Below are 21,578 nucleotides of genomic sequence, written 5' to 3'. Positions count from 1 at the left end.
ACGGCCGATCGACATGCCCTGGCCCCGCCTGCCTCCACCGCCGTGGGTACCGTCGCCTTGATGTCCGTTGCCGACCGCCGGCCGCCCCGACGGTCTGCGTCACTGGGGTGGCGGTACCGAGGGAGTGGTGACAGCCGTGCCGTCTGAGGCTGAACGGAACAAAGGACTGGGCTTCACGTCGGCCGGGGCCGCACGGGTGTTGGCCGCGGCGTGCCGCCGGGCCGGGCTCGACGATGACGGGGCACGCCTGATCCGCTTCGGGGAGAACGCCCTGTTCCGGCTGACGGCCCATCCCGTGGTGGTGCGGATCGCACGTTCGACGGAATACCTGGACTCGGCCCGCGGCGAGGTTGAGGTGTCGCGCTGGCTGTTGCATGAGGGCTTCCCCGTGACACGCGCGGTCGATGACCTGGAGCAGCCCTTGACCGTTGACGGCCATCCAGTGACGTTCTGGCACCTGATCGAGGAGAGCAGGCGGAAGCCGAGCTACGGGGAGCTGGGCGCGGTTCTCCGGGACCTGCACTCGCTCAGCCTGCCGGACACGCTGTCGTTGCCTCCGTATCCGGTGCTGGACCGGACCGACCGACGGATCGATACGGCAGTCGGCATACCCGAGGACGACCGCGCGTTCCTGCGGAAGCGCGCGCATGAGCTCCGGGACCGGGTGGCGGATCTGCGGTTCGAGTCGGAGAAGGGCCCCGTGCACGGGGACGCTCACGTACAGAACCTCATGGTGGACCGGCACGATCGGGTGATCCTGATCGACCTGGAGCGGTTCAGCTTCGACTTTCCCGAGTGGGACCTGATGGTCACCGCCACCGAGCACCACAGCCTGGGCTGGCAGTCCAGGGAGGAGTACGGCGCGTACGTCCGCGCATACGGGCGGGACCTCCGGACCTGGCCGGGCTTCCCCACTCTGCGGGCCGTCCAGGAATTCAACATGACGACGTGGCTCATGCAGAACGTCTCTGAGAGCGCCGAGACGGCAGCGGAGTACGCCCGTCGTATCTCCTCGCTCCGGAATGAGGACGCGCCACGCGACTGGAACCCGGGGTGACCTCGGCTACTCGTCGCCCAGCCGGTTCATCGCCTCCCGCACCTGTCCGCTGAACTGCTGGACGACCGGATGTGTCGCGTGGGCGGCGGACACCTCGCGCTGAAAGTCGCCCACATACCGTTGGAACCGAGCGGACTGGAGAGCATCTCCCGCTTCGACGGCGAGAGCTGCGGTCGCCACGGCGGCTTCAAGGTCTCCGCTCATCAGCTGGCTCTGCGCGAGCACCAGGCGGCAGAGCCCGAGAGTACGGGCGTACTTGGGGTCGGTGAGCTCGACAGCGCGACGGGCGAACCGAAGGGCTTCCGAACGCTGCCCGAGATCGCGGAAGCAGTGGCAGAACTCGCCCATCAGCTCGGCTTCATCCATGTAGCAGAGCCAGGCGGGATCGTCCTCACTGTCGGCCCGCTCGAAGAACCTCTCCGCCTCGTTCATGGCCCGTACTGCACCCCTGCGGTCCTGCGCGGTGGAAAGGGCACGCGCCTCGTGGGCGGAGAACAGCGCCTGCGCGCGAGGCGTGGCACCGGCCCCACAGCCTTCGACCGACGCGCGGGCCAGCCTCAGGGCCTGGTCCGCCTGGCCCAGGTAATTGGCCTGATGACTCATATTGGCCAGGATGCGCGCGCCCATCATGCGGTCGCCCACCACCTGGGTCAGCCGCAGCGTCGACAGCATGTAGCGGTCGGCAAGGGCGTGGTTGCCGCAGTCGTACGCGGTCCAGGCCAGCAACTGTGACATCTCCGAGGCTGCTTGAAACAGCGCCTCACCCACCCTGGCGCCGTAGCTGCCTCCCAGCAGGGGCAGTACGTCTTCCCGGAAGTAGTGCCGGAACGCTTTGTGCGCATGCCCGCCGCCGAACTGGAAGTCCAACTGCATGAAGAACCCGACGGCGGTCCGGATCGCCGCGACCTCGCGCATTCCGACGCGGCGAGTGCCGGAGCCGTCGACGGGCACACCGTCCGGGCGGGAAACGAGCCAGGTGAAGGCGGCGGAATGCAGTTCGGTGTCCGCTGGCCGGGGTTCGTCCCACGGGCCGTCTTCCGGACGCTGGTGCGTGAGGCCCTCCAGCGTGTGCAGCGTCTCGGACAGCGAGCCGGCGTAGCCCCTGCCGACGGCGGGGACCGGGGCTGCCGAGCCACCCGGGAAACCGAGATCCCTCGGCGTCACTCTGCGCCGCAACCTGTGACTCAAGGCCTCGGCGACATACACCGCCGTCTGCCGCTGGATGCCGCGCCCGTCCAGCCATCGCTGTACGGCAACGTGCGTCGTCCCGAGGTGCTCGCCATGCCGCTCCGCGACCTCACGGACCCGTTTGGCCAGCCCCTTGTTCGAAGCACCGGCCTCCGCCATGGCCGCGGCCAGCCGGTGATTCGGCTCTCTGATCACGTTCCTCTGACACCCCCGCCCGGCGTGACGCTGAGTATTCATCGTGTCACACAGTGGGGGAGTCGGGGGAGTTCACCGTGAACCCCCTCAGTGAAATCGCGAACCCCCGTGTGCACGTGAACCCCCGTATGAACACTGCCTCGTCGCCCAAGACGGCCATTGACTGTCGAGACAAGAAACCCCGGCGATGCGTGACGGCACCCCGGGGCATGGCCAACCTGATGGAAGCAGGTCGACATGCGGAACCATATCGGCAGGGTTTTCGAGCGGCTGCTGAATCTCTTACTGCCCGCGCCGGGGCAGCATCGTGCGGCGGGCACAAGCCGGGTAGCCGTGCGGGTGGACGCGCAGACGGTGCACCTGCGCCTGCCGCGAGCCCGCGCCCCGTACGCCGGGAGCCTGATCCGTGGGGAGGATGCCCGGCTCGTCCGCCCCTACCTCGTCGCCCACGAACAGCGGATGAAACGCCGCGAGGAGTCCGCTTGCTGGGAAGACTCGGCGTACGTCTCGCAATGGATGGCGGTGACACTGTGACCGCCAAGCCACGCCTCCTCCCCTGGCCGGGCCCGGCCGGACAACCCTCCTACCTGCTGACCGACGACAGCGAAAGCCATCTCTCCCAGCTCGCCGACGAATTGGAAGAGGTACAGCTCGAAACAGGCGCTGAACTCCTGGACCACGCGGCCGAAATGGTCAAAGACCAGAAGCTCAGCGCCCGCGAACTCCGCTTTCTTAGCGCTCGATTGTCTGAGGCGTTGCGGGACGCGCTGAGGGTTGCTGAGAGCAGGGGTGGGCGGTTGTCTGAACCCGAGGACGGCGAGGGCCGGGCAACGGGCTGACACCGGCCGGCGGGAAACGGGCGCGGCGGACCACGCGAGGCACTGGATTTCGCACCGGTACCGATCAATTCCATGAGCCGAAAACGAGACGATGCTTCTGACCTCTGCCCAGCCTGCGACCGATCAGAGGCGTCACGCATGGCAACTTCAGAAACGGCACTGAACCGCCCCTCAAACCCTGGGAGGTCCAGGGTTCTGGCAGGAGGTCGCTTCCAAGCCATCACGACCCCGGCGTCGGTGGGCACCGGGGTCGTGATCGTGCCCTTCTACGGCGCGGCGCCGCAAGTCGGTGTCAGCCCGCCTGCGGGGAAGGGGACTTGACCATGTACGGCATTGGGGAGGCGGGGGTCGAAACTCATGAGCTGGGCCCTCACACGGCACTCTGGATGCACAGCGTGTGCACCTGGCCGACTTGCAAGATGCGATGCAGAAAGCGGCAGAACTCGTCCACGCACTGACAGTGGTGGGGTGTGGACCTGCGGGAGCGGAACTAGCGGCGGATGCCTTGAAGAACGGCGAGCGTGACCCTCGGCTCTGCCGCTAGAACCGTGATCCCCTGTCACCCCCTACACTTTTTAGATCACTTAGTAAATCGCTTAGAAGTCGCAAGTGCCTCATTAGTCTTCATTCTGCGAAGATCTTCCCCGTCTCGAATGTAATAGTCCTCTCCGTAGCTCGACAGATCAGACTGGGCAGGGATTCTAATGATGACGTATGACCTTCCCGAGTAAGAGACGGTGTCGATGTTGGCCAGCGTCGCACTTTTGAGAGGTTCGCTCACAGGGGAGTTCTGGATTTCCCTCAGAATCCTCCGTGTGTAATCGCCAAGCTGAATGTTCAGGACTCGGCACTCCCGATCGACGCCAACCAGGAGTTGCCTTCCCATGCGAAGCGGGGATACGGAATCAAGCCGCTCGATCCTGTCGGCATCCTTTTCGGTGTCCGCCACGCCGAATACGATGTACCCGTCGGCTTCTGGCCCCACGTTGGCGATCGCAGAGATAATCTTCGGCAATTTCTGGAGAAATGATTCATCGACGGACCTTTTGTGGTCGAGAGATGCTATGCCTTGCTTGAATTCGTACCGTGCACTCTCTATGGGAGCTCGCCTGATGATATTTGGAAATTCAATTTCCATCGCAGGGCCATGAGTTAGAGCCGGGCGGGGCGCACTGGCGAAGTGCTTCTCCAGGAGGCCGCGCACGATGTCGATGTTCTCTTGACGCTGCTGCTCTGTGGTCGTGTTTCTACTAGGAGTCAGCTTTGCTGAAACTTTTCGAATTGCAGCGAAAGCCGCCTTGGGGTCTGCGAGTTGCTTCTGCTGCCTAACCATCAGATCATAGAACGCCATAAATATTGCATAGAAGGGAGTTTTTGCCGACGTGAAGCTGCTGGTGCTGACATGCGAGCGGAATGCGCCGCTAACGCCGGGTCGCTCCGACTCCACCATTGTTTTCATGGCGCCCAGTACGTCCTTCACGTCATTGGCGAGAGTGTCGGTTCCGTATGCGCTCAAATCGATAGCGAGCGAGTGGCTCTCAGTCGTGGTGGGGTCAAAGTACTTATCGAGCACATCAGAGCTGACGCTGAAGGTGTTCCCCCTGACGACTGAAATGCAGATGTCCGCCAGTAGCTGTTCGTCTTCGCTTTGTTGCAGTTGTCGAGGGTTTAGTACTCCCAGGCTGCACCAGAAAGTTTCTTCGGCTGCAATTCCGTAGCCGAGTCTTTCGCGGGCTGAATCGATTGAAACTACCGGCATCTTCGTGAGTGGAAGCACGTCAGGCGATCCGTCGTATCTAAAGTCTGACGCGAGCCTTCTTACCATGCGGACGAAGTCGCTGACCACGCCTGCTTGGCGCTTCTCTTGCGCGCTTAGCTGACGACCTCCTGAATTAATTCTCCGAAATACCTCAGTTACTTGCGTTTCTTCCTTCGAGTCGAAAATCGTCACCGCTAGCTGGTAGTCCAGCAAGTCGGCGCACTTGGCTGCCGGCAGTAGTTGGGGATTGCCTGGCTCAATTTCAAAGGCGCCTGATTCCGCGTATTGGCGCGCGCGGGAGAATTCGCGCAGGTCGAAAAACTCTCTCAAGTCGCCAGTAGGGATGGCGTACTTGTGCTCGATATACCCGAAGATGGCATCAAGGCGCTGCATGCCGTCGATAATCTCAAAATCCCCTTCCACTGTCTCCGCTAACAGAAACAGTGGAATAGGGAATCCCTTTAGGATGCTGTCGATCAAGTGAATCTTTTCATCTACTCCCCACACTAGCTTCCGCTGGTAGTTTCTATTTACTATTAGCTTCTTGCTTCGATAGAGGCTGTAGGCCTCTTGGATGGACATGCCACGGGGGGTGATCGACATTGCAGTTCCGCCTTCCAGCCGGTCCTAAGGTCGCGGACGCCTGAAGTGCAATATCTACAGCGTGCTGCTCTACCGCGGGGGCAGTGTGTGGTTTTGTCGAAACTTGTCGCAGGGGCCCAAGTAAGGACGAAGGATGGCGGACCGGGGGGAGGTGGCTAAAGCTGGAGCCGAACGCCCCCGCTACGGTGAATTTCTGCCCAGATCGCTCTATGGATCGCCGCCGGCTCGTCAGCCGGGGCAGAAGCAACGGCTAGGCCTGCGCTGTGCGCGGGTCTGCGCAAATGAAGGCAGCGTTGACAGCTGGCGCTCAGACGGCGTGCAGCAGATGGGGCCTGTGACCAGTGACGCGGGGGTATGGATGCCACGGTGGGGTGACGGGTTCCACGGGCAGTGCGTGGCCTGTACGAAGTGTCGAAACCGGCGCTCGTGGCTGGTCGTCCCGGCGGGCGGCGGGCTGGGGCATCCTGACCCGGGATGCCTGCCCACCCCCTCACCCACCCCCAATATCCTCCCGCCAAAGCTCAGGCCGTGCCCCGATGAAGTCGCGCATCATCGACGCGCACTCGGGGTCGTCCAGGAGCACGATCCGTACGCCGTGCCGGGCCAGCCAGTCGTGGCCGCCGTGGAAGGTGCGGGCCTCGCCGATGACCACCCGGGAGATGCCGAACTGGCGGACCAGGCCGCTGCAGTACCAGCAGGGGGAGAGGGTGGTGACCATCGTCGTGCCGCGGTAGCTGCGTTGGCGGCCGGCCGCGCGGAAGGCCGCGGTTTCGGCGTGCAGGGTGGGGTCGTCGTCCTGGACGCGGCGGTTGTGGCCGCGGCCCAGCAGGGTGCCGTCCGGTCCGTAGAGCGCCGCGCCGACCGGGATGCCGCCCTCGGCCAGTCCGTCGCGCGCCTCGGCGACCGCCGTCGCCAGCATGGCGCGGGCCTGCTCCTGCAGATGGTCGGGGTGCCCGGTCGGGTCGCTGTGGCCGTCGACGCTGCCGTGCAGCCGGAACTCGTCGCGGTCCTGCCCCCAGTCCTGCGTGCGGTCCATGGATTCACCGTACGCCGCGGGGAGTGCTTCAGCTCGTGGCCGGCGGGGTGTCTTCCGGGCCGTTCGACTCGCCCGGCTTGCTCTCCTTGCGGCGCAGCTCCTCCTCGCGGCGGCGCAGATCGGCCTCCCAGTCCTTGAGCAGCGCCTCGTCCTTCGTGTTCTCGTTCTTGAGGGACTTGAGGAACTCGGGGTTGTCGTCCGGCGCGACGAACTTCGTACGGCGCTTGCGGTGCCACTCCGACGGCGTGCTGCCGCCGCCCGCCACCGGCTGCCGCTGCTTGCCCGCCACCAGCCAGGCGACCGGGCCGACCAGTACCTCACCGAAGAGCAGGACGATCAGGACCCAGACCACCTTGGGCAGTCCGCGCACCTGCGATTCGGGGGTGTTGAGGCAGTCGATGAACGCATAGATCCACAGCGCCAGCACCAGTAGGAACGGCAGATACCTGAGCATTGCGGAACGGGCCCCCTGCGCGCGACGGCGGGCCCTCGGCGGGGCCCGGTGACCCGTCCAGGGTAGTGCGTACCCGATACTGGAACGCATGGCTTACGACGACCTTCGTTCGTTCCTGCGCGCGCTCGAGCGGGAAGGCGACCTCAAGCGCATCAAGGCCGAGGTCGACCCGTATCTGGAAGTCGGCGAGATCGTGGACCGGGTGCAGAAGTCCGGCGGCCCGGCGCTGCTCTTCGAGAACGTCAAGGGCTCGGCGATGCCGCTCGCCATGAATGTCTACGGCACCGACCGCCGGCTCCTGAAGGCGCTCGACCTGAAGTCCTATGAGGACATCAGCGGCAAGATCGGCGGGCTGCTCAAGCCGGAGCTGCCGCACGGGTTCGTCGGCGTGCGCGAGGCGTTCGGGAAGCTCGCCGGGATGACGCATGTCCCGCCGAAGAAGGTCAAGGAAGCGCCCGTCCAGGAGGTCGTGCTCCGGGGCGACGACGTCGACCTGGACCGGCTCCCGGCGCTGTTCACCTGGCCCGAGGACGGCGGCTCCTTCTTCAACCTGGGGCTGACGCACACCAAGCACCCGGAGACCGGGGTGCGCAACCTGGGCCTGTACCGCCTGCAGCGCCACGACAAGCGCACCATCGGCATGCACTGGCAGATCCACAAGGACAGCCGCAACCACTACCAGGTCGCCGCCAAGCGCGGGGAGCGGCTGCCGGTCGCCATCGCCTTCGGCTGCCCGCCGGCCGTGACGTACGCCTCGACCGCGCCGCTGCCCGGGGACATCGACGAGTACCTCTTCGCCGGCTTCCTCCAGGGCAAGCGGATCGAGATGGTCGACTGCAAGACCGTCCCGCTGCAGGTCCCGGCGAACGCCGAGGTCGTCATCGAGGGCTGGCTGGAGCCCGGCGAGATGCTGCCCGAGGGCCCGTTCGGCGACCACACCGGCTTTTACACGCCGCAGGAGCCGTTCCCGGCGCTGACCATCGACTGCGTGACGATGCGTAAGCGGCCGCTGCTCCAGTCGATCGTGGTCGGCCGGCCGCCGACGGAGGACGGGCCGCTGGGCCGGGCGACGGAGCGGTTCTTCCTCCCGCTGCTCAAGATCATCGTCCCGGACATCGTGGACTACCACCTTCCCGAGTCCGGCGGCTTCCACAACTGCGCGATCGTCTCGATCGACAAGAAGTACCCCAAGCACGCCCAGAAGGTCATGCACGCCATCTGGGGCGCACACATGATGTCGCTGACCAAGCTGATCGTGGTCGTGGACGCGGACTGCGATGTGCACAACCTCCACGAGGTCTCCTGGCGGGCGCTCGGCAACACCGACTACGCCCGCGACCTCACCGTCGTCGAAGGTCCCGTCGACCATCTCGACCACGCCTCCTACCAGCAGTTCTGGGGCGGCAAGGCGGGTATCGACGCGACGAAGAAGTGGCCCGAGGAGGGCTATACGAGGGACGGGGGCTGGCCGGAGATGGTCGAGTCCGACCCGCGGACGGCGGCGCTGGTCGACCGCCGCTGGAAGGAGTACGGCCTCTCGTGAGCAGCGCATCCGCAGCAGTTCCGCAGCCGGGCCGCACCAAGGCCTTCCTGCGCCTGGTGATGATCGAGCACTCGGTCTTCGCGCTGCCCTTCGCCTACATCGCCTCGCTGACCGCGATGTACGAGGCGGACCGGTACATCCAATGGGGCCCGCTGCTCCTCGTCACCGTCGCCATGGTCGGCCTGCGGACGTTCGCGATGGCCGCGAACCGCATCATCGACCGCGAGATCGACGCCCGTAACCCGCGCACCGCGCACCGGGAACTGGTCACCGGCGCGGTGTCGGTGAAGTCCGCGTGGACGGGCGCGCTGATCGCGCTCGTCGTCTTCCTGGGCGCCGCGGCCCTGCTGAACCCCCTGTGCCTGGCACTCGCGCCCCTCGCGGTGGTGCCGATGGTGGTCTATCCGTACGGCAAGCGGTTCACCAACTTCCCGCAGGCGATCCTCGGCCTCGCCCAGGCGATGGGCCCGATCGGCGCCTGGCTCGCGATCAGCGCGACCTGGTCGTGGGAGGCGGTGATCCTCGGTCTCGCGGTCGGCATCTGGATCGGCGGCTTCGACCTGATCTACGCCTGCCAGGACGTGGAGACGGACCGTGAGACCGGCGTGCTGTCGGTCCCGGCCCGCTTCGGCATCCCGGCCGCGATCTGGGGGGCGCGCGGCTGTCACCTCGTCACGACGGGGCTCTTCGCCTGGTACGCCGTGGCGACCGGTGCGGGGGTGTTCCTCTGGCTGGGCCTGGTGATCGTGGCAGCGGCGTTCCTGTACGAGCACACGATCGTCAAGCCGCATGACCTGAGCCGGCTGAACCGGGCGTTTTTCCAGGTCAACGGCTTCATCGGGATTGCGCTCTTCGTCTGCGCGCTGCTGGATCTGCTGGTGCGTGGGTTGACGGTGTGACGTCCTGACGGTTGCCGGGCGGCCGGGCGGCGCCCGGCCGCCCGGCCTGACGGGCGGCGGGGCGGGCCCGCCCATGTCTGCTGTACGGCGGTGCGGGCCGTGCGCGCGCCTCCTTTTATCCGGCAACGATTACAGAGAGTAATCGGTTCCTTGCGGTGCGCTCGGGCCCTGCCGGCCGCTCAGCCCTTGCTGAGGGGCCAGGCGATCAGGCGCGGGTAGGTCCACAGCTCGCCGCGGGTCGCCTTGACCGTGCCGATGACCGCGCAGACCACGCCGGAGAGCGCGTAGGTGCCGAAGATGACGATCACGGTCACCAGGGGGACCGCGAGGCCGGAGCCGTTGCGCTGTTCCTCCGTGGCGGCCGCCGCGAAGACGAGGGCGCTGGCGACGTACAGCACCAGCCCGAGGGCCGCCATGATGGCCTGGGTGATGCCGTAGTTCACCGCCTGGGTGGCGTGGTGGCGGAGGTACGGGTCGTGCTTGTGGCGCTCGTTGCCGCGCAGGGACAGGGGGTAGACCCAGCCGAGGAAGGCGCCCAGGCCGCAGCACATCATCGTGCCCGCGGTGAGGGTGAGCAGCGCGCCGAGGTGGGACCACATCGCGGGGCCCGACGAGGGCGCGGGAGGCTGGGGGCCGTAGCCGGGCTGCGGCGTGCCGGGGTAGCCGTAGCCGCCGGGCGCGCCACCGGGCCAGCCCTGCTGCGGTGTCCCGTACGGCTGCTGTGGTCCGCCGGCCGGTGGACCATAACCGGGCGGGTAGTGGTCGGACATGCTCTGCTCACCCCGTAAGTACTGCGTCTCGCGTGCGTCGCCGCGCGCGGTGCGGGGCCGTGTGCACGGCCCCGCGCCTCCCGTTCCGCCTGAGGCTACGTGATGGGTCGGACATCGGCGGTGGTCAGCCGGCCGGGAGCGCGCACCCGGAAGACGAAGGCCGCCAGCACCCCGCCCATCAGCCCGAACAGATGCCCCTGCCAGCTGATGCCGCTGTCGGTCGGCAGCGCGCCCCACAGGATCGAGCCGTAGAGCACGCCGACCACCAGGCCGATGCCGATGTCGAGCGGTTTGCGTTCGATGAAGCCCCGTATCAGCAGGTAGCCGAAGAGGCCGAAGACGACGCCGGAGGCGCCCGCGGTGTTGCTGTCCGGCGCGGCCGTGAACCAGACGCCCAGCCCGCTGGCGAGGATGATCAGCAGGGCGACGGCGAGAAAGCGGCGCACCCCGCTGCGCAGCGCGGCGACCAGGCCGAGGAGCAGCAACGGCAGGGTGTTCGCCGCGAGATGGCCGAAGCCGAAGTGCAGGAAGGCGGCGGGCACCACATCGGCCAGCTCAGCGGGTTCGCGCGGTGCGATCCCGAAGGTGTCCAGCGCGCCGCCGGTGGCGAAGTCGACGCACTCCAGCAGCCAGAGCAGGCCCACCCAGCCCAGCATCAGGCAGATCGCGGGCTTCGCGCGTGAGGTCATCTCCGGCCGTCCCTTCTCGTCCCCCGGTGGGGCGGCCCTCGGCGGGGTTGCGCGAGGGGCGCACAGGTAGGAACGGCCGTGAGGGGGTCCGTGGTTCCGCCGGATAGGCTCGATGCGTGGAGCCGCCGCACAACGACACCAGTAAGCAGGGCCCCGGCCGACGCCGTCCGTGGGTCGTGGGAATCTCCGGCGCGTCCGGGACGCCGTATGCCGCGTCCGTTCTGCGCGGGCTGCTCGCCGCCGGGGAGGCGGTGGATCTGATCGTCAGCCGGGCGTCGCGGCTGACCCTCCTGGACGAGACGGGCATTGCCTTCCGGGACGCTCATTGGCGCGCCGGCCTGCAGGAATGGCTGGCGCGCGGAGCCGATGGCAAACCGGCGACGTTTCCGGTGACGGAGGCGGACCTGGCGGATGTGCGCCACTGGCCGGCCGGGGATCTGGCGGCCGGGCCCTCGTCGGGCTCGTATCCGGTGAAGGGGATGCTGATCGTCCCGGCGAGCACGGCGTGTGTGGCCGGGGTGGCGCTCGGGCTGTCGAAGGATCTGCTGCAGCGGGTGGCGAGCGTGACGCTCAAGGAGCGGCGGCGGCTGGTGGTCGCGGTGCGCGAGACCCCGTTGAACGGTCCGACGCTGAAGCATCTGGTGACGCTGGACGAGGCGGGCGCCGTGGTGCTGCCCGCCTCACCGGCGTTCTATGCGGGGGCGACGCACATCCAGGATCTGGTGGACTTCGTCGCGGGCCGGGTGCTCGATGCGGCCGAGGTGCCGCACGGGCTGTACCGGCGGTGGGAGGGGGAGCTGCGGGGCGGCTCCAAGGACGTGGAGGAGGCCCCGGAGGCTCCTTAGCGCGTCTTCGCTGCGGCGCGGCCGAAGAGGCGCCGGGTCCGCGGTGCCGCGGACCGGTGGGCACGTGAACGATTGGCCTGGTCCTGCAGCTCGCGCATGCGGGCGTAGGCCATCTCGATCGAGTACACGGTGACAACTCCTGTGAGATCGTCTGTGATCGTCTGAAAGATTCGCAGGGTTAAGGCCCTGTATGCCTTAGATTCTACATGCAGAACCCGAATATGCGTAAAGATTGGAAGGCTTGAGGGCATGGACGCGGTGGATAGGCAGCTCATCCAGGCACTTCGCGAGAACGGCCGGGCCTCGTATGCGGAGCTCGGCCGGCTCGTCGGCCTCTCCGGGCCCAGCGTCACGGACCGGATCAACCGCCTCGAAGCGGCCGGTGTGATCACCGGCTACCGCGCGACGGTCGACGCCGCATCGCTCGGCCTCGGTGTCACCGCGCTGGTCGGCATCTCGCTGTCGGACGCCACCGACCACGAGGACGTCGCGCAGCGCCTGCGCGCCCTCGAAGAGATCGAGGACTGCTGGTTCATCGCCGGCGAGGACTCCTACATGCTCAAGGTGCGGGTGGGGGACGTGGACGGTCTGGAGCGCACCATCCGGCGGCTGTCCGGCACCAAGGGCGTCTCCCGTACGCGTACCACGATCGTGCTCTCCACCAAGTGGGAGAACCGCGTCGGCGAACTGCCCGAAGAGGCCGAATAGGTCACCGGGCGCGGCGGGACGCACCGGAGCGGGCGGGTGGCCAGGGGGCCCCGTCCGCCCCCATTACGGGGGAGTACGCTCGACGAAGCCCGTTTCCGGCTCCGGCGAAGGCGCCGGGGAAACGGCACCGATACGGCAGAGACTGGGAGGCGACCGGATGGCTGCGTCGATGGATGTGGGCCTCAAGCGCGAGCTGGAGGCGAAGGTCCACGCCGGGGAGCGGCTGACCCGCGAGGACGGTATCGCCCTCTACGAGTCCGACGACCTGGCATGGCTGGGCGGCCTCGCCCACGAGGTGCGCACGCGCAAGAACGGCGACGTCGTCCACTTCAACGTCAACCGTCACCTCAACATGACGAATGTGTGCACCGCGTCGTGCGCCTACTGCTCCTTCCAGCGCAAGCCGGGCGAGAAGGACGCGTACACGATGCGCATCGAGGAGGCCGTCCGCCTCGCCAAGGCGATGGAGGGCGAGAACCTCACCGAGCTGCACATCGTCAACGGTCTGCACCCGACCCTGCCGTGGCGCTACTACCCGCGCTCCCTCAAGGCCCTCAAGGAAGCCCTCCCGGAGGTCTCCCTCAAGGCCTTCACCGCCACCGAGATCCACCACTTCGAGACCATCTCCGGGCTCTCCGCCTCCGAGATCCTCGACGAGCTGATCGACGCGGGCCTGGAGTCGCTGACCGGCGGCGGCGCCGAGATCTTCGACTGGGAGGTCCGGCAGCACATCGTCGACCACCGCACCCACTGGGAAGACTGGTCGCGCATCCACCGCCTCGCCCACGAAAAGGGCCTCAAGACCCCCTCGACGATGCTCTACGGGCACATCGAGGAGCGCCGCCACCGCGTCGACCACGTGCTGCGGCTGCGTGAGCTCCAGGACGAGACCGGCGGCTTCCAGGTCTTCATCCCGCTGCGCTACCAGCACGACTTCGTCGACATGCAGGACGGCAAGGTCCGCAACAAGCTCCAGGCCCGGACGACGATGGCGACCGGCGCCGAGGCCCTGAAGACCTTCGCGGTCTCCCGCCTCCTCTTCGACAACGTCCCGCACGTGAAGTGCTTCTGGGTGATGCACGGTCTGCAGACCACCCAGCTCGCGCTGCAGCACGGCGCGGACGACATGGACGGCTCGGTCGTCGAGTACAAGATCACGCACGACGCGGACAACTACGGCACGCCCAACAAGCTGACCCGTGAGGACCTGCTGGAGCTGATCCGCGACGCCGGCTTCCGCCCCGTCGAGCGCAACACCCGCTACGAGGCCATCCGCGAGTACCCGGGCCCGGACCCGGACCGCCGCGAATCCCCGCAGCCGATGCGCGTCTGACCTGCTCGGGAGCGCCGTCGGCGAGGAGAGCTAGGGTCCGGGTCATGAACGTGCGTTTCGACCTGGACCCTTCCCTCACCCCCGGACTCCACGACGGAATATGCGCGTTGTGGGCCGATGTCTCCAACGCCGGGGGCGCGGTCGGTTTTGTCCCGCCGGTGACCCGCGAGGACGTCCGCCCGGATCTGCTCAAGCATCTGACGGCCATGGCCGAGGGCCGCCAGCACCTGGTGGCCGGCCGCGACGCGGACGGCCGGGTCCTGGCCACCGCGTTCCTCACTGCCAACAGCCACCGCCTGATGAAGCACTGGCTGTGGGTCTACACCGTCATGGTCCACCCCTCCCTCCAGGGCCAGGGTGCCGGCCGCCGGCTGATGGCGGCGGTCGCCGACGCCGCCCGCTCCGTCGAGGGCGTCACCGCCCTCCGCCTCACCTGCCGCGGCGGCTCCGGCGCCCGCCCCTTCTACGAGGCGTGCGGCTACCAGGAGGTCGGCCGGGTGCCCGGCGCGATCCGGGTGGCCGACGACGATTACCGCGACGACATCACCATGTGGCTGGATCTGGGCTGACGGGCGGGCCGCCGGGCCGGGCCGGGCGGCAGTGGGGCCCGAGCCGGCCGCCGTGGGGCCGGGGCTGCGGCAGGACCGGGCTGCGGCGGGACCGGGCTGCGCCAGGACCGGGCCGCGGCGGGGGCCGCGAAGATCGCCCGAAGCGCTGTGCTTGACTGGATGCAGACCCTTTAGGTTGCCGTTGAGGAGAAGGTCCCATCCGTGAGTAGCCACAACTTCGCCACGCTCCGCTACACCGCCCTTCGCATCGGCCTCTTCGTCGCCTCGTTCGCCGTGGTGTGGGTGCTGGCGTACTTCCGGATCATTCCGCTCGCCGTCGGCGCCGCCAACACCGTGTGGATGCTGCTGCTCGCCATCGTGATCTCCGCGCCGCTCAGCTTTGTGCTGCTGCGCAAGCAGCGGGACGCGATGTCCGAGCAGATCGTCGCCAAGGTCGACCGCCAGCGTGAGCGCCTCGCGGCCAACGCCGGCCAGGAGGACGGCCTGCTCTAAAGGCCTGGACCTTTAGGTAAGACGCCTCACAGCCGCTCAACCGCGACAGGCGCCCGTCGCCGTGGACCTTGCTCCACGGCCGGGCGCCTGTCGCGTTTCTGACGGAGGGTCCGGCTCGTCGGTCTCCCGGGAACCCAAAGATTTTCTTTGGGTTCCTCAAAGTTCAAGTGTTAACGTACTCATCATGAAGACAGCAGCCGCGCCTCCGTCCCCCATGAGCACTGCGCTCGTGGCGCGCCTGCATGTCGATCTCTGCCGCTGTATGTCCGCGGCCTGTTGCCGCCGCTGACCTCTCTCCTCCAGCGGCCGGAGATCCTTCTCCCCACCCCTCCGGGCGGGAGAGGCCCGCAATGCAGCTGCTCCGCAGCCGCTCAAGTTCCTGGCGCTTCTTTTCGCCGTCCCCTGACGCCTTACCTGTCCCCGGAGTGTGTCCGTTGTCCACGTCTGCCGAGACCACCGAGTCCTCACCGGCCCCGCAGAGTCCCAAGTCCTCCCGCATACCCACGGTCCCGTTCTGGGTGCAGATCCTGGCCGGCCTCGCCCTGGGCGTGCTGCTCGGCTGGATCGCCAAGAGCGGTGACGTCGGCTGGCTCACCGCCACGCTGCACCACATCGGCGACCTCTTCGTCCAGCTGCTGAAGCTGGCCGTGGCGCCGCTGGTCTTCTTCGCGATCCTGGTGTCGATCACCAATCTGCGGCAGGTCAACAACGCCGCCCGGCTCGCCTCCCGCACCCTGCTGTGGTTCATGGTCACCTCGCTGATCGCCGTCGCGATCGGCCTGGCGATCGGCCTGCTCAGCAACCCCGGCGCGGGCACCGGCCTGACGCCCGAGGACGGCAAGGCCCCCGACGAGGCCGGCTCCTGGATCGACTTCCTGACCGGCATCGTCCCCACCGACATCATCACGCCGTTCACCGAGCTGAACGTCCTGCAGATCGTCTTCATGGCCGCCGTCGCCGGTATCGCCGCGCTGCAGCTCGGTGAGAAGGCCGAACCGGTCCTCAAGATCAGCCGCTCGGTCCTCGAACTGCTCCAGAAGGCCCTGTGGTGGGTCATCCGCCTCGCCCCGATCGGCACCGTCGGCCTCATCGGCAACGCCATCGCGACATACGGCTGGAACCTGATCGGCAAGTACGCGACCTTCACCGTCGACATCTACGTCGGCTGCGCCCTGGTGCTGTTCGGCGTCTACCCGCTGCTGCTGTCGACCGTCGCCAAGGTCAACCCGCTGCAGTTCTTCCGCGGCGCCTGGCCCGCCATCCAGCTGGCCTTCGTCTCCCGCTCGTCGGTCGGCACCATGCCGGTCACCCAGCAGGTCACCGAGCGCCTCGGCGTACCGCGTGAGTACGCCTCCTTCGCGGTGCCGTTCGGCTCGACGACCAAGATGGACGGCTGCGCCTCGATCTACCCGGCGATCGCCGCGATCTTCATCGCGCAGATCTTCGACGTCCACCTGGGCATCGGCGACTACCTCCTGATCGCCTTCGTCTCCGTCATCGGCTCCGCCGCCACCGCCGGTCTGACCGGCGCGACGGTCATGCTGACGCTGACCCTCTCCACGCTGGGCCTGCCCCTGGAGGGCGTCGGTCTGCTGATGGCCATCGACCCGATCCTGGACATGATGCGTACGGCCACCAACGTGGCCGGCCAGTCGGTCATCCCGATCCTGGTGTCCGCCAGGGAGAAGATCCTCGACCGCGACGCCTACAACGGCGTCCAGCGCATCAGCTCGGAGACGGCCGGTGCCGAGGGCGCGGAAGAGAAGATTTCCGTGCCGGTGCCGACGGCTGCGTAGTTCCCGGCCTGTCGCCCGGATGCGCCCCGACCTTGAGTCTGCGGATTCCAAGGATCGGGGCGCATCTGTGTGGACAGCCTCGCCGGGAGGCCGGTGGCGGCCGGCGCGCTAAGGCCGTCCCGCCTCCGCCCGGGGAAAGCACTCCGTCAAGTACACGGCGTGCTGGCTCGGCAGCTCCACCCGGACCCAGGAGCCGTCCGTGAAGCCGAATTCGAAGGTGTCGGCGTCGACGTCGGTACGGTGCCGGACCCAGGCCACCTGCTCCGCCGCCGTACTCCAGCCCGGCTCGACCGCGCCCAGTTCGCCGCGGCGGCGGCCCCGCTGGACATAGCTGATGTGCAGCCGGCGGTCGGTGAGCTGGAGCACCGGCAGCGCGTCCGTGGTCGGGACGCGCGGCCACAGGGCAGTGGCCAGCCCGCCCGCCAGGCTTCCCCAGCCGCCCTTGAGCGGCTTGCCCCGCCGCCGCCCCCCGAAGAGATCAGGGATCGGTCCGAGGATCGCTTCGATGCCCCAGTAGACCGACCAGACAGCCCGCTTGGTGCCTTCCCAGCGGTCGCCCGGGAGACGCCGGCCGACCAGGACGCGGGGGCGGTTCCACCGCCACGGCTTGGACAACTTCCATCCGGGCAGGGCGACTTCGTTCTGCACGAGCCGCTCCCCGGCCGGCAGCGCCTGCGCCGCGCGCTCCCTCGCCTCCTTGTACGGCACTTTCCCCCATGCGACCCGCAGACTCATCCGAAGACCTCCCGAACGGGCTTGGACCGCGCGGCGCTGTCGGCCAGGCGGTCGGTGAAGCGCTCGGAGTCGGGCCGGTCGGCGTACTGCTTCTGCTGCTCGGTCGGCTGCTCGGCCTTCGGGGCGCTTGGGCCGACGGGGGTCTGATGCTCGACGTCCCAGCGCTTGTCGCCGATGCGGACCTCTTTGAGGCCGGTGGCGTCGTGGAGCTCGCGCTCCGCCCAGTTGCCCGCTTCGGCGGCCTTCTCGCGGGCGCCGGCGGTCTTCTCGGAGACCCATTCGCCGACATCGACGCCGGTGTGGTGCTCGATGACGCTGTTCGCCAGCGGCGCCGCACCGAGGGCGGCACCGGCGGCCTTGGCGCCCACCACCTTGTTACCGACCCGCTTGATGTTCTTGTTGAGCTTCTTGCGGGCGTTCTTGTTCCGCCACAGCGCCTTGGCCTTGATACGAGCCCGCCGCAGCTTTTGCACTGCCCGCATCCGGTCGGCGAGATCCTTGAGCTTGTCCGCCAGCTTCGCGGTGATCCGTACGGCCTTCATCGCGCGGTGCGCGGCCCCCGCGGCGCCGATGAGCGGACCGATCGCGGCGCCGACGCCGGCGGTCAGGATCGCGACGATCGCCGCCGTCGCCGCCGCGACCAGCAGGGCCTCGACGATCTCGGTGATCAGCTCGATCATCGTGTTCTCGGCCTCGGTGCACGCCTCGGCGGCCATCTCCAGGAGTTCGGCGACCGTGATCATGTCCTCGGCCTCGGCCTTGAGGGCCTTTTCGAACTCCGTCATGGTGCTGCCGAAGGCCTCTGACGCCTCACCGGTCCATGACCGCTGCAACGTCTTGCGCTCGGCCAGCAGATCCTCGACGACGCCGTTCATGTCACGGGCCGCGGCCCGCCACTCCTTGGCGGTTTCGCTCAGCTTCTCGTTGTCGCCGCTGACCTTTTCCAGATACTCGTCGAGGCCGAGGTCCTTGATGGCTCCCCGGATGACGGAGTCGAGCGCACCCGCCAGCGGGTTGCTCCAGTCGACGTCGAATCCGATGCGCTCCAGTGCCTGGCTCATGCGCTGCCCCCGCCGAGGGCGTAGACCTGGTCATCCTCGTTGTTGTCGTACGCCTCGGCCGCCAGACGGACCCCGTCGGCGATGGCGCCCAGCGATTCCTTGACGTCGTGGAGGTCGTTCACCGCCTCCTCGGACTGTGTGTCGTAGTCCGACTTGAGGCTGTCGGATTCGGCCAGCTGGCCGAACACACCGCTGGACAGCTTCAGTCGGCCGACCCGGTGCCGGATCTTCTCCACCCGGTCCGCCGCCTGGTCCGCCGCGTTCGCATAACGACGCAGAGCCGCGCTCTCTACGTCGTACCCCGTCCCGCCCATTCGCCCCGTCCTCCCGTTGACCTGCTGCGTCCCCCTGTCTCCGCGCTATCCCAAGTCTTTGCGGAAACAGGGGGATTACTTGGCCTGAACTGTACCCAAGGGGCCAGTGGGGCAGCCCAGCCGAGTGGGGGTCAGCCGGGGGCGGAGCCGGTCTCGGGCCGGGGGTGTGGTGGTGCCCATATCGGCGGAGCGGCGTCTGCTGCCGGCCGGCCGGGCCGACCGACGGACCGACGGACCGACGGACCGGGACCGGGGACCGCTCCTCAGGCCGTCACCGCCCCCGTATGGGCCAGGATCGCCGTGGCCAGCGGCGCGTGTACGGCGGGCGGCAGTGCATGCCCCATGCCCGGGATTTCGACGACCTTCGCGCCCCGGACGCACTGGGCCACGTGCTGGGGGTGCGGCTGCGGGAAGACCGGTTCGGCGGGCGCGCTGACCACCAGGGTCGGTACCTCGTTCTTGGCGAGCCGGTCCGTACGGAGCATGCCGTCGTCCCCCGCACGGCTATGTGCGGTGCTCACCCGGTGGTGCCCGGTGTGCTCGTTGACGCGGTGCTCGAAGGCGCGGAAGTAGACCTCGTCGAAGGGGAGCCGGTCACCGGCGAGTACGCGCCAGTGTTCGATCCGGCGCTCCATTTCGGCCGTCGGACCGTGTTCCTCGACCGGACGGGCCCACAGCTCCAGGACCTCGGGCGCGATGCCCGGCAGTGCGTCGGCCGGGACCGTGCTGCCGTCGGGGCGGGTGTAGGGGGTGGTGCTGAGGGCCATGGTGCCGATGAGAGTGGCGCTGAGCAGCCGGTCGGGGTGGTCGGCGAGCACCATCTGGGCGAGCATGCCGCCCAATGACATGCCGACGAGATGTGCCCGGTCGATGCCCAGCCCGTCCAGGACCGCGATCACGTCATCGGCGAGATCGGCGATCCGGTACGGCTGCTCCTCGAAGGGCCAGGTGGAGCGGCCGGTGTCGCGGTGGTCGTAGCGGATCACCCGGTGGTGCGCGGCCAGCGCGTCGACCAGCGGCTCCGGCCAGCCGACGCCACTCGCCTGGGCCCCCATGATCAGCAGCAGCGGGGCCGCGTCGGCGGCACCGCGCTGCTCGGTCCACAGGCGGATACCGGGGGCGGTGTCGATGAACTGCTGCATGGGGCGGTCCTCCCAGTGATGCGGACGAGGGCGTCGCATGTGACATGTCGCGACGAGACGTATCGTCTCGCTATGGCGCGAACGTGTCAAGGAGTGAGGGGCGGGAAGCGAAGATCGTAAACTTACTTTGCAGTAAAGGGGCGGGATGGAGGGACTTTCAGCGTGGGAGCTGTGAAGAGCAAGCGGGTGCCGCGCGCCGTCCGGGAGCGGCAGATGCTGGATGCCGCGGTGCTGACGTTCGCACGGCATGGATACCGGGCGGCCTCGATGGACGAGATCGCCGAGCTGGCCGGAGTCTCCAAGCCGCTGGTCTATCTCTACCTGAATTCGAAGGAAGACCTGTTCAGCACGGTGATCCGACGGGAGTCGGAGGCGCTGGTGGCGGCCGTGACGGCGGCCGTCGAGCCGGGGGTGGCGGCCGACCGGCAGCTGTGGAGCGGCCTGAAGGGCTTCTTCGCGCACACCGCCGAGCATCCGTACGGCTGGGCCGTACTCCATCAGCAGGCGCGGGCGCACGGTGAGCCGTTCGCGCGCGAAGTGGCCGCGATGCGGGCGGAGATCGTCGAGTTCGTCACGGAGTTGCTCGGTGCAGCCGCAAAGGAGGCGGGCTGCGTCGGTGAGCTGGCCGAACGGGAGGTCGCCGGGCTCGCGCACGCCCTGGTCGGCGCGGCCGAGTCACTCGCCGAGTGGGCCAATGTCCGTACGGACGAAGGTGCTTCGGGTGCACCGGAGCATCCGTCGGCCAAGGACACGGCGGCCACGATGATGAACTTCGCCTGGACGGGCCTCGGCCGGCTGATGGGCGGGGACCGGTGGGCGCCGAACGGCCTCGCCGACCACGAGAGCCCATCCTGCGCCAGGCGTTGACACGGCCCGCCCGCCGACTGCCGCCCCGGTCCCCGTCCGTCGGGGCCGGGGCGGCGCCTTGAGGGGGCTCGCCCTTCCCCTGCGACGGAGCTGCGCCGGCACCGAAGCGGAGTGTTTTGCGTGCCCACGCACGCGCCAAGTCCCAGGGCCGGCACGCGGATCGGCGTGCAACCGGGACGCCGGGGAGGCGTGGCCGGTGCGTAGAGCACGGTCGAGGTGGAACGCCGGCCATGCCCCTCGCTGGATTTCCGGAACGAAGGTGGTGCGCAGGCATTGGCCAGCATCAGGTCCTCGCGTAAATTTACTTCGAAGTAAGGTTACTGTCAGGTCAGGAGCTGGGTCGAGGATGCGTTCCACGGATTCCCCCGCCGCGAGCGAGCCGTCCGCCGCCGGCCGCCATCGCCGTCGCCGTGCCGACACAACTCACCCCGCACGGGCCGGTGTTCGGATCTGACGAGCCCGACGTGTCGATGACGTGCGGTAGTTCCGCGCCGGTGATGGGCAGGGTCCGGGTGCCTTCTGCCGCCGGGTGGGGGCTGGCTCGCTGCGGGTTTCGTGCGTTCCGCTCAGGTCGGTGGGGGTTGGGGTTTTGCGGGTTGGGTGGTTGCCGCGGGGGTTGGAGGGGACGCACCGGTACCCTCCCCCAGCCTTCGGCCGGGAGGTGCCCCCACGGCGCGGGCGACG

Annotated in this window: 23 protein-coding genes; 12 read left to right on the top strand and 11 right to left on the bottom strand. The window is 68.0% G+C overall.

Features of this window, described 5'->3' with window-relative positions; all coding sequences use genetic code 11:
- Positions 1 to 136: 136 nt before the first annotated feature.
- Positions 137 to 1,057, top strand: a complete 921-nt coding sequence (locus AB0C46_RS34215; RefSeq protein ID WP_362832692.1) for an aminoglycoside phosphotransferase family protein — start codon at positions 137 to 139, stop codon at positions 1,055 to 1,057.
- 6 nt (positions 1,058 to 1,063) lie between these two features.
- On the opposite strand, the gene AB0C46_RS34210 is transcribed toward AB0C46_RS34215, so the two are convergent.
- On the bottom strand, positions 1,064 to 2,440 hold the full coding sequence (locus AB0C46_RS34210; protein ID WP_362832691.1) for a sporulation protein: 1,377 nt from the start codon (positions 2,438 to 2,440) through the stop codon (positions 1,064 to 1,066).
- Positions 2,441 to 2,677: 237 nt separating this feature from the next.
- Here AB0C46_RS34210 and AB0C46_RS34205 point away from each other — a divergent pair, with 237 nt between their 5' ends.
- Positions 2,678 to 2,974 carry a hypothetical protein gene (locus AB0C46_RS34205; protein WP_362832689.1) on the top strand — a complete coding sequence of 99 codons (297 nt, stop codon included), beginning with the start codon at positions 2,678 to 2,680 and terminating at the stop codon, positions 2,972 to 2,974.
- Complete coding sequence (locus tag AB0C46_RS34200; protein ID WP_362832688.1) at positions 2,971 to 3,279, top strand: hypothetical protein; 309 nt, start codon at positions 2,971 to 2,973, stop codon at positions 3,277 to 3,279. The genes AB0C46_RS34205 and AB0C46_RS34200 overlap by 4 nt, the downstream gene beginning before the upstream one ends.
- 580 nt (positions 3,280 to 3,859) lie before the next feature.
- Here AB0C46_RS34200 and AB0C46_RS34195 read toward each other — a convergent pair.
- The 3 genes from AB0C46_RS34195 to AB0C46_RS34185 all read right to left on the bottom strand — a co-directional run bounded on the left by AB0C46_RS34195 (position 3,860) and on the right by AB0C46_RS34185 (position 7,131).
- Entirely contained in the window at positions 3,860 to 5,641 is a 1,782-nt protein-coding gene (locus AB0C46_RS34195; RefSeq protein WP_362832686.1) for a DUF262 domain-containing protein, read from the bottom strand.
- A 490-nt stretch (positions 5,642 to 6,131) separates the two neighbouring features.
- Complete coding sequence (locus AB0C46_RS34190) at positions 6,132 to 6,677, bottom strand: nucleoside deaminase (RefSeq protein WP_362832685.1); 546 nt, start codon at positions 6,675 to 6,677, stop codon at positions 6,132 to 6,134.
- Positions 6,678 to 6,705: 28 nt separating this feature from the next.
- Positions 6,706 to 7,131, bottom strand: coding sequence for a PLD nuclease N-terminal domain-containing protein (locus AB0C46_RS34185; RefSeq protein WP_362832683.1), 426 nt, complete (start codon positions 7,129 to 7,131; stop codon positions 6,706 to 6,708).
- A gap of 88 nt (positions 7,132 to 7,219) precedes the next feature.
- Between AB0C46_RS34185 and AB0C46_RS34180 the strand changes: the two genes are divergently transcribed.
- Positions 7,220 to 8,674, top strand: a complete 1,455-nt coding sequence (locus AB0C46_RS34180; RefSeq protein WP_362832681.1) for a menaquinone biosynthesis decarboxylase — start codon at positions 7,220 to 7,222, stop codon at positions 8,672 to 8,674.
- A complete protein-coding gene (gene mqnP / locus AB0C46_RS34175; RefSeq protein ID WP_362832679.1) occupies positions 8,671 to 9,573 on the top strand; it encodes a menaquinone biosynthesis prenyltransferase MqnP in 903 nt (300 codons plus the stop codon). Before AB0C46_RS34180 ends, mqnP begins: the two co-directional genes overlap by 4 nt.
- Positions 9,574 to 9,752: 179 nt before the next feature.
- Here the strand turns inward: mqnP and AB0C46_RS34170 are convergent, their stop codons facing one another.
- Positions 9,753 to 10,343: a DUF4870 domain-containing protein gene (locus tag AB0C46_RS34170; protein WP_362832677.1), complete on the bottom strand. Its 591-nt coding sequence runs from the start codon at positions 10,341 to 10,343 to the stop codon at positions 9,753 to 9,755.
- A gap of 95 nt (positions 10,344 to 10,438) precedes the next feature.
- Positions 10,439 to 11,032, bottom strand: coding sequence for a rhomboid family intramembrane serine protease (locus tag AB0C46_RS34165; protein ID WP_362832675.1), 594 nt, complete (start codon positions 11,030 to 11,032; stop codon positions 10,439 to 10,441).
- Between the two features lie 116 nt (positions 11,033 to 11,148).
- Here AB0C46_RS34165 and AB0C46_RS34160 point away from each other — a divergent pair, with 116 nt between their 5' ends.
- A complete protein-coding gene (locus AB0C46_RS34160; RefSeq protein ID WP_362832673.1) occupies positions 11,149 to 11,877 on the top strand; it encodes a UbiX family flavin prenyltransferase in 729 nt (242 codons plus the stop codon).
- On the opposite strand, the gene AB0C46_RS34155 is transcribed toward AB0C46_RS34160, so the two are convergent.
- On the bottom strand, positions 11,874 to 12,005 hold the full coding sequence (locus tag AB0C46_RS34155) for a hypothetical protein (protein ID WP_362832759.1): 132 nt from the start codon (positions 12,003 to 12,005) through the stop codon (positions 11,874 to 11,876). The genes AB0C46_RS34160 and AB0C46_RS34155 overlap by 4 nt on opposite strands.
- Positions 12,006 to 12,126: 121 nt before the next feature.
- Between AB0C46_RS34155 and AB0C46_RS34150 the strand changes: the two genes are divergently transcribed.
- From AB0C46_RS34150 to AB0C46_RS34130, 5 genes are all read left to right on the top strand, one after another.
- Positions 12,127 to 12,585, top strand: coding sequence for an Lrp/AsnC family transcriptional regulator (locus AB0C46_RS34150; RefSeq protein ID WP_362832671.1), 459 nt, complete (start codon positions 12,127 to 12,129; stop codon positions 12,583 to 12,585).
- Positions 12,586 to 12,754: 169 nt separating this feature from the next.
- Positions 12,755 to 13,918: an aminofutalosine synthase MqnE gene (mqnE, locus tag AB0C46_RS34145; RefSeq protein ID WP_362832752.1), complete on the top strand. Its 1,164-nt coding sequence runs from the start codon at positions 12,755 to 12,757 to the stop codon at positions 13,916 to 13,918.
- A gap of 44 nt (positions 13,919 to 13,962) precedes the next feature.
- A complete protein-coding gene (locus AB0C46_RS34140; protein ID WP_362832669.1) occupies positions 13,963 to 14,487 on the top strand; it encodes a GNAT family N-acetyltransferase in 525 nt (174 codons plus the stop codon).
- A gap of 201 nt (positions 14,488 to 14,688) precedes the next feature.
- Positions 14,689 to 14,979 (top strand): DUF4229 domain-containing protein, encoded by a 291-nt coding sequence (locus tag AB0C46_RS34135; RefSeq protein WP_362832667.1) that lies wholly within the window; start codon positions 14,689 to 14,691, stop codon positions 14,977 to 14,979.
- Positions 14,980 to 15,413: 434 nt separating this feature from the next.
- Positions 15,414 to 16,775 carry a dicarboxylate/amino acid:cation symporter gene (locus AB0C46_RS34130; protein ID WP_362832665.1) on the top strand — a complete coding sequence of 454 codons (1,362 nt, stop codon included), beginning with the start codon at positions 15,414 to 15,416 and terminating at the stop codon, positions 16,773 to 16,775.
- Positions 16,776 to 16,883: 108 nt separating this feature from the next.
- On the opposite strand, the gene AB0C46_RS34125 is transcribed toward AB0C46_RS34130, so the two are convergent.
- From AB0C46_RS34125 to AB0C46_RS34110, 4 genes are all read right to left on the bottom strand, one after another.
- On the bottom strand, positions 16,884 to 17,510 hold the full coding sequence (locus AB0C46_RS34125; RefSeq protein WP_362832663.1) for a hypothetical protein: 627 nt from the start codon (positions 17,508 to 17,510) through the stop codon (positions 16,884 to 16,886).
- Positions 17,507 to 18,571: a WXG100 family type VII secretion target gene (locus tag AB0C46_RS34120; protein WP_362832661.1), complete on the bottom strand. Its 1,065-nt coding sequence runs from the start codon at positions 18,569 to 18,571 to the stop codon at positions 17,507 to 17,509. Before AB0C46_RS34120 ends, AB0C46_RS34125 begins: the two co-directional genes overlap by 4 nt.
- Positions 18,568 to 18,885 (bottom strand): DUF2563 family protein, encoded by a 318-nt coding sequence (locus AB0C46_RS34115; RefSeq protein WP_362832659.1) that lies wholly within the window; start codon positions 18,883 to 18,885, stop codon positions 18,568 to 18,570. Before AB0C46_RS34115 ends, AB0C46_RS34120 begins: the two co-directional genes overlap by 4 nt.
- 263 nt (positions 18,886 to 19,148) lie before the next feature.
- Positions 19,149 to 20,027, bottom strand: a complete 879-nt coding sequence (locus tag AB0C46_RS34110; protein WP_362832657.1) for an alpha/beta hydrolase — start codon at positions 20,025 to 20,027, stop codon at positions 19,149 to 19,151.
- Positions 20,028 to 20,189: 162 nt separating this feature from the next.
- On the opposite strand from AB0C46_RS34110, the gene AB0C46_RS34105 reads away from it, so the two are divergent.
- On the top strand, positions 20,190 to 20,894 hold the full coding sequence (locus AB0C46_RS34105; protein ID WP_362832656.1) for a TetR/AcrR family transcriptional regulator: 705 nt from the start codon (positions 20,190 to 20,192) through the stop codon (positions 20,892 to 20,894).
- The last annotated feature ends 684 nt before the right edge of the window (positions 20,895 to 21,578 follow it).

Source organism: Streptomyces sp. NPDC048637 (genome assembly GCF_040650675.1).
GTDB lineage: Bacteria > Actinomycetota > Actinomycetes > Streptomycetales > Streptomycetaceae > Streptomyces.
This window is presented reverse-complemented; position numbering and strand designations above follow the sequence as displayed.